We start from the raw sequence: 6798 nt of genomic DNA, 5'->3' as shown, positions 1-6798 counted from the left end.
CCAGCGGGATACCCGTGTGGTGGGCTTCCATCACGGCGGGGAGCAGCTCGCCGACGGCGGTGCCCGACGTCGTCACCACGGCTGCCGGCCGCTGGCCGCCGCGGGCGAGGCCCAGCGCCGTGAACCCGGCAACCCGTTCGTCGATGCGGACGTGGACGTGGATCAGCTCCTGCACCTGCGCCTCGGCGAGGGCGTAGGCTAACGGGGCGCTGCGGGATCCGGGGGCCAGGACCACGTCCCGCACGCCAGCGGCGGCCAGCGCGGACACTGCGGAGCGGGCGGCCTGCAGGGAACTGAGGCTGCTTGCCGCGTTCGGCTCAGCGGCGCTGGCGGAAGACGGGCGGGGGTTGGTTCGGGGGGACTTCGAAGATCCGGTCACCCCTCCATCCTAGGGTTCGGCCCCGGGGCTGCGCCTAGCAGCGTCCCTCCCGGCAGCCGGTGTCCGGCCGGATGACCTTCTGCCAGCTCATGCCGACGGCGGCGTGAACTGGCTGATGGTGAACTCCGCACCCTGTGGGTCGCGGATCAGCGCCGTGCGCGCCCACAGCTCATCGCTCCGCGCCAAGATCCTGGCCCCGAGCCGCTCCGCACGAGCGGCCGACTCGTCCCGGTCTGCCACTGCGAACGAAACATGCCAATGCGGCAGCTCCCCGGGATCAACAGGCGAAACCCAGGCGATCGCATCCTCAAACCCGGAGGGGGTAGCGACCGATGCCTGCCGCTCCCGTATCCCGGGATCAACAGTCGCCTCCAGGTGGTCACCGTAACCGGGCCGGCGCACCAGCCAGCCGTAACCCAGATCGTCGATCTCCCAGTCGAACGCGCTGCCGTAGAACGCCCGCGCCGCCCCGACGTCGGGGGTATGGAGGTCGCTGAAATTCCAGGTTCCCGGCAGGTTAGCCACTTGGGATCCCAACCGGCGTCGGGCCTGCCAGATGCGGAACTCGGCACCTTCCGGATCTGCCAGTACTGCGGCGCGGCCGCCCTCACCGGCATCGGCAGGCGCGGACTTCACGGTTGCACCGGCGGATTCCAACCGCTGGGCCGCGGCGTCGGCGTCGTTGACGGCAACATAGGTGTTCCACACCGCGGCAGCCTCATCGGTGCCGGCCAGTCCGCCGACGTCCACGCCGTCGAGCCTGGCGATTAGGTAGCTCCCCGGGGCTCCAGCCGGCATGGCCTCCTCGAACGTCCAGCCAAAGAGTCCGCCGTAGAAGTCTGCTGCTGCGTCAATGTCGGGCTGCTCGGTGTCGATCCAGCTCGGCACACCCTCCGGATAGGTCCTTGGCGTCATGGTTTTCTCCCGTCCACCGGTTCAGCCTATTGGCCGGCGCCCCCACGGGGTACCCGGAGCGCTCTCATCGGCCCGCGAACTCGTTGGCCCATGCCTCGATGCTGGGGCAGCTTGCTGCCATTTCCTAGGTATCTCGGCGGCGCCCGGTGCGACCCGACTGCCGTTGCCGATCTCGGACCAGGTCAGCGCTTCCCTGGACGTCGGCGCCGGGAACCTGATGGTCTCTAGGTGGATCCTCTGACGCCCAAGGCTGCCAAGTAGATCCATTGAATGGTTCCCGTTGGTGCAATTAGCGGGAAGGACACGCACCGATGCACAAGAGACTACTGAACGGTTCAACCTTGCCTGGCCGCCAGCTGTGCGTGCACGCGGTCCAGCCGGTCAAGCCACCATTGCCGGCGCTCCGGGGCTGCGGCAAACCGCTGAAGCAGCGGCTCGGCTACCGGTACCTCGCGCACCGCCAGCGCACCGCCGTCGGGCACCAGCGACTCCTCGGTGACATCCCCCGCCATCAGGGACAGGGTCCCCAGCCCGCAGGCGTACGGGAGTTCGGGCAGAGCCGCCGCAAGTGCGACGCCGGCGCGGATACCCACGGAGGTGTCCAGGGCAGAGCTCACGACGGCGGGCAGGCCAGCCTCCGCGACGATTTCCAGGGCGCGGCGCACCCCGCCCAGCGGTGCCACTTTCACCACGATCAGATCCGCGGCGTCCTCACGGGCCACACGCAGCGGATCGGTTTCCTTGCGAACGCTTTCATCGGCGGCAATCAGCACGGGTACGCCGCGGCGCTGCAGTTCCAGCCGCACAGCGCGCAGCCCGGCGATCTCCGGCACGGGCTGCTCCGCATACTCCAGCCCCGCTTCGGCCAGGGATTCCAGGGCGCCGACGGCGGTAGGCACGTCCCAGCCGCCGTTGGCGTCCACCCGGATGCCGGCCTTGGGAAGAAGACGCCGGACTTCCGCCACCCGGGCGAGATCGTCGGCCACGGTCTGGCCGCGCTCGGCCACCTTGACCTTCACCGCGGACACCGCGCCAAAGCGTGCCAGGATCCCTTCAACCTGCTCCGGGCCCACGGCAGGAACGGTCGCGTTGACCGGCACCGTGGGCCGGACCGGGTCCGGGTACCCCCACCAGGCAGCCTCCACGGCCGCCGCCAGCCACGGAACCGATTCGCCGTCGTCGTATTCGGGAAAGGGTGAGAACTCTCCCCAGCCGGCCGGGCCGCGCAGCAACAGGGCCTCGCGGTGCAGGATGCCGCGGAATTTCACGCGCATGGGCAGTGAGACAACGTGTGCCTCGGTTCGGAGGGCGTTGAGGTCAGGGAAAGCGTTCGAGTCCACCCAGCCAGCCTACCCGCGGGGCCTTGCCCCGCTTCTGGGGACGACGCTCTACCAGCCGGCCCGGGCATCTGTCACCGAGCGGCCAGGCGCCGGCCGGCAACGGATGTGGCGCGGCTGCGCGGCGCGGCTCCCCGCGCTCAGCAAACCGTCATGGACCTGTGGCACGCTGGAGGGAATGGATACGCGCAATCTCCTGAGTAAACGGACACCGGCCAGGCGCCGGGCGGGGCATAACCCTGCCCTTTTCCTCTTCGCCGCGCTGCTGGCCGCCGCGGGTGCTGCCCTGACGTATTTTGGCTTTGTCCGCACCACAACCGGGCAGCTGGCGGATGAATCGGCCTGGCGCGAGGCGGAACTGGTGGCACCGGCAACCCGGGTCCCGGCCCTGGAATACCTGGATAACCTCCCGCTGATCTCCGTCTTTATCGCCCTGGCCGTCGTCCTGGCCGTCACGATCGCGCGGCGGCGGATCTCCCCCGCGGTGATCGCCCTCGTCACCATGGCGGGGGCGAACCTGGCCACCCAGCTGCTGAAGAACCTGTTGCTGGACCGCCCGGACCGCGGCGTCATTACCCTGGATTTCAACTCCCTGCCCTCCGGGCACACCACCCTGGCCGCGTCCTCCATGGCCGCCGTGTTCCTGGTGACTTCGCCGCGCTGGCGTCCGGCAGTCGCTGCACTCGGCGGAACCTACGCCGTGCTGGCCGGATCAGCCACCTATTTCAACCTCTGGCACCGGCCGGCCGACGTCGTCGCGGCCTTCTTCGTGGTGGCCACGTGCACACTGGTAGGCGGCCTGGTGATGCTGCGGACCAACCCGGACTGGAACACCTGGCCCGCCGCCGGGCGCACCGCCGGAAGCCGGTTCTGGACCGGAGCGTGCATCGTTGCCGGCGTCCTGGCCCTCGGGGTCTCCGCAGCGACCTACGCCTATGCCCGCTGGGGCAGCGGCGTAGCAGCGCTTGACGGCCGCCCGCTCTACTTCTGGTCCGGCCTCGCGCTGATCGTCGGCGTCGGGTATGCCCTGGCCGCGCTGGGTTCCCTGCTGTTCAGTCAGCAGGCGGGCGACCGCTAGATCGTCCGCCGCCCCTTGGGCACGTAACGCCACAGCACCAGCGCCCCGGCCAGGCCAAGGACCGCCGTCGCACCGATCCCGGCGGAGAGCGAAAGCAGGGCGGTAACTCCGGAGAGAATCCCTGGCCCACCGAGGGTGCCAATGTCCGTGAGCACCCGCCAGATGCCCAGGAACTGCGGGCGCCCCGGCTGCGGGGAGAAGTCCGCGCCAAGCGTCATCACGATTCCGGAGCCGATCCCGTTGCCGAACCCGATGAGTAGGGCCGCCAGCAGCAGGCCCAGGGGGCTGGAGGTCAGCGGCAGCAAGGCCAGGCCTGCGGCCATCAGGAGCATGCAGGGAACGGCCACTGCCCGGCGTCCGCGCAAGTCCATGATTCGGCCGGCTGGATAAAAGACCAGCATGTCGATGCCCGCGGAAATCCCGTAGATGATCGCGGTCTGGGCCGGGTCAATGCCCAGATGCTGGGCCCAGAGTGGGATCACGGCCTGCCGGGTGGCCCGGACCGCGGCGATCAGCAGCACCCCGATGCCCACGGTCCGGAAGACCCGGGAATGGCTGGCCAGAATCGAACGGATCGTTGGCGGGGCCACGGCCTCCACGGCTTCTTCCCGCTGGTCCCCGTGGCTCCGGCCACGCGCGCCCGGGCGGCCCATCCCCGGGGCACGGAGTGCCGGCTCGGGGACGGTCAGGCTGAGCAGACCCGCTGCCAGGGCGGCTGCCGCACCCATCCAGTACGCACCGGGGGTGCCCGCGAAGTGCATCACGCCGGCAGCGGCGAAGGGGCCGATGAACACGCCGATGCGGTTCGAGCCGCCGAGCGTGGAAAGCGCCCGGGCCCGGAAGTGCAGCGGCACGGCTTCGGTGACGTAGGTCTGCCGGGCCAGCCCAAAGACCGCTCCGGCCATTCCGACCATAAACACTGAAAGGGCGAAGACCCAGAGCACCGGGATAGTCGCGGCCAGGACCATGGCGAGGGCACACCAGCAGGCGGCCGTCACCAGGGCCCATTTTTCCCCGAACCGCGTGGTGATGAGGGTCGCTGGCACGTTGGTGACCAGCGACCCGATGCCGGTGAGCGTGATGATGAGGGCGGCAAGGGCAACGCTGGCGCCCAGGTCGCGGGCGGTGAGCGCGATGACGGGCAGAATCGCGCCGATCGCTGTTCCGTAAAGCACCGTGGGCCCGAAGGCCGGAACGGCAATGCCGCGCAGGCTGAAGGTATCTATTGCTTCAGCCACTTCCACCGGGCCAGGGTCCGCAGCCGGGTGAGCAGCGCCCGGGACTGCTCCGGACCGTACGGCAGGATCGGCACGGCTTTGGTCACGTCCGTCGACGCTTGGTCCATGGCACTGCGGGTCACGGCGACGGCGGTGCGCATTTTGTTCATCTGCGTGGTCACGAAGTCCATGGCCACCGGTTTGCCGTGCCCGGGAACCACCGTGGTGTAGAGGTCTTCCAGGGCCGTGATCTTCCCCAGCGTCCGGACCCAGTCCTTCGGGAAGGAGTCCCCGAAGTTCGGATCGGCGCCCTCTTCGACCAGGTCGCCGGCAAAGAGGACGTCGCCGGCGCCCACCAGCAGGTCGTGGTTGGTGTGGCCGCGGCCCAGGTGGAACAGCGTCACGGAGATTCCGCCAAGGTCAAGGTCCGTAGGGCTGCCGTCCACGAGCCGGTTTGGTACCGCAATGCCGGTGTGGGCACCGGTGGCTGCTGCCATGGCCGGTTCGACGGCGGCTACCTCCTGCCGCTGCTTTTCACCTTCGGCGGCGATCAGGCCGGCGCAGTCGCTTGTCGCCCAGATGTCCTCGACGCCATGGGCCAGCAGATACGCGTTGCCGAAGTAATGGTCGAAGTGGGCATGCGTGTTGACGGCGGTGACCGGGAGCCCGGTCAGCTGCCGGACACCGGCCAGGATGGCTTCGGCTTGGGCAGGACCGGCGCCGGTATCAATCAGCAGTGCACGCTCCTCGCCGATGACCAGCCCGGTGTTCATTCCCCAGCCGGGGTTGGTCCGCACGTAGATGCGCGGCGCAACCTCCAGCCAGTCCTGCGGAACCTGCTGGTCTGTCTGCGTCATGGCGTCCGTCCTCCTGGTCTGTCCGGTAACCAACTTACCGTGTGACCTGGCTATCAGAGGTCGGCCAGCACACTCCCGGGATTCTCAATGGCGTCCGCGACGTAACGAAGGAACCCGCCGGCCGTTCCGCCGTCGCAAACCCGGTGATCGAAGACGAGCGTCAGCTCGGTCAGCTTCCGCACGGCGAGTTCCCCGTTGACCACCCAGGGCTTGTCGATGATGCGGCCAATACCCAGGATCGCTGACTCCGGGTAGTTGATGATGGCTGCGCTGCCGTCCACACCGAACACCCCGTAGTTGTTCAGGGTGAACGTTCCGGAGGTCAGTTCCGCCGGGGTCGCGGCTCCGGAGCGGGCGGCGGCGGTGAGGCGGCGGAGCTCGGCGTCGAGCTCCCTCGCGTTTAGCGCCTCCGCGTGGCGGATCGAGGGCACCATCAGCCCGCGGTCGGTCTGGGCAGCGAACCCGAGGTTCACGCCGTCGAACGCGAGCAGTTCCGCCTCGCCGTTCCCGTTGGGCACGTAGCGGGTGTTCAGTTCCGGGAAGCGGCGCAGCCCGGCCAGGGTGAAGCGGGCCAGGAACGCCATCAGGCCCGGGGTGTTCTCCGGGTCCCGGCGCTTGAGGTCGGCGCGCAGTTCCAGCAGTGCGGTGGCATCCACATCAACCCAGACCGTGGCTTCGGGGATCTCGGAGCGGCTGGCGCTGAGGTTGGCGGCGACCGTGCGGCGCAGTCCCTTGACCGGGACCCTGCTGCTGATGGCCAGGCCGGAGCGTGCATCGGTTTCCAGGTCCGCAGCCGCGGCCTGCCCAGTTTTGACGGGTGCTGCCACGGCAGCCGGACCGGCAGCGCTGCCGGCAATGGCCTGCTCGACGTCGCGGCGCAGGATCAGCCCGTCCGCACCGCTGCCGGTCAGGGCGACCAGCGAGAGTCCGGCTTCACGGGCCAGGCGCCTTACCAGCGGGTTAATGCAGCGCGGCGCCTCGAGGGCTGCCTGGCCGCCAGCCGGAGCGGGAGCCG

General features: G+C 69.3%; 7 protein-coding genes. 1 reads left to right on the top strand and 6 read right to left on the bottom strand.

All coding sequences use genetic code 11. The annotated features are described in order from the left end of the window. The 3 genes from RTN46_RS15815 to RTN46_RS15805 all read right to left on the bottom strand — a co-directional run. Window positions 1-379: thiamine pyrophosphate-binding protein (locus tag RTN46_RS15815; protein ID WP_396157928.1), on the bottom strand; the 379-nt coding region annotated here is incomplete at its 3' end. Window positions 380-466: 87 nt separating this feature from the next. Next, window positions 467-1294: a VOC family protein gene (locus RTN46_RS15810; protein ID WP_312182816.1), complete on the bottom strand. Its 828-nt coding sequence runs from the start codon at window positions 1292-1294 to the stop codon at window positions 467-469. A 335-nt stretch (window positions 1295-1629) separates the two neighbouring features. After that, window positions 1630-2634, bottom strand: coding sequence for an o-succinylbenzoate synthase (locus tag RTN46_RS15805; protein WP_312182814.1), 1005 nt, complete (start codon window positions 2632-2634; stop codon window positions 1630-1632). Window positions 2635-2809: 175 nt separating this feature from the next. Between RTN46_RS15805 and RTN46_RS15800 the strand changes: the two genes are divergently transcribed. Continuing rightward, window positions 2810-3709: a phosphatase PAP2 family protein gene (locus RTN46_RS15800; RefSeq protein WP_312182812.1), complete on the top strand. Its 900-nt coding sequence runs from the start codon at window positions 2810-2812 to the stop codon at window positions 3707-3709. On the opposite strand, the gene RTN46_RS15795 is transcribed toward RTN46_RS15800, so the two are convergent. The 3 genes from RTN46_RS15795 to RTN46_RS15785 form a co-directional block, all read right to left on the bottom strand. After that, entirely contained in the window at window positions 3706-4953 is a 1248-nt protein-coding gene (locus RTN46_RS15795) for an MFS transporter (RefSeq protein ID WP_312182810.1), read from the bottom strand. The genes RTN46_RS15800 and RTN46_RS15795 overlap by 4 nt on opposite strands. Beyond that, the gene (locus RTN46_RS15790) at window positions 4932-5783 is read right to left on the bottom strand and encodes an MBL fold metallo-hydrolase (RefSeq protein WP_312182808.1); all 852 of its coding nucleotides are present in this window, start codon (window positions 5781-5783) and stop codon (window positions 4932-4934) included. Before RTN46_RS15790 ends, RTN46_RS15795 begins: the two co-directional genes overlap by 22 nt. Before the next feature lie 53 nt (window positions 5784-5836). Then, window positions 5837-6798 (bottom strand): dihydrolipoamide acetyltransferase family protein (locus tag RTN46_RS15785; RefSeq protein ID WP_312182807.1); only part of this gene is annotated, 962 nt, incomplete at its 5' end.

This window comes from Arthrobacter sp., from assembly GCF_031988865.1.
GTDB lineage: Bacteria > Actinomycetota > Actinomycetes > Actinomycetales > Micrococcaceae > Arthrobacter_B.
Note: the sequence above shows the minus strand (reverse complement) of the source record. Positions and strands in the feature narration are given on the sequence as shown.